This is a genomic window from Corynebacterium sp. S5S1, from assembly GCF_001913985.1.
GTDB lineage: Bacteria > Actinomycetota > Actinomycetes > Mycobacteriales > Mycobacteriaceae > Corynebacterium > Corynebacterium marquesiae.
In genome coordinates, this window is sequence record NZ_MKXT01000093.1 from 1 (window position 1) to 447 (window position 447).

At 57.9% G+C, this 447-nt stretch carries 1 pseudogene; it reads right to left on the minus strand.

From position 1 onward, the window contains the following. A pseudogene (locus BKN05_RS12470) lies at window positions 1–299 on the minus strand (serine/threonine protein kinase); the annotation flags it as partial. Window positions 300–447: the final 148 nt, after the last annotated feature.

Below are 447 nucleotides of genomic sequence, written 5' to 3' on the forward strand. Positions count from 1 at the left end.
ATGACGATGAAGCAGAACGTGTGGCCATTATCTTCTGTGACCTCACCATAATCGTAGGTGGCGACCACATTGTCCGACTCGATGGAACGCGCGGCATCGGCCTCGTTGCGGAAGCGATCCAAAAACTCGTTGTTATCGGAAAACTCCGGCCGCAGAATCTTGATGGCTACTTCGCGGTCGTTGGCGTGATCGTCGGCAAGCCACACCGTGGACATGCCGCCGTGGCCAATCACCCACTGCAGCTCATACTCATCGCCGACCAGCGCCTGAATGCTTTCGCGGTTGTTCACATCAGCCATAAATTACTGCCCCCTACCAAAGTCGAGCAGAGCCCGGCCCAGTGGTGCGGCAACAGAGCCGCCGGTAGCACCTTCGCCTTGGCCGCCACCGTTTTTGACGACGACAGCAACCGCCAAGTCTGCATCCGGCAGGTATGCCATGTACCAG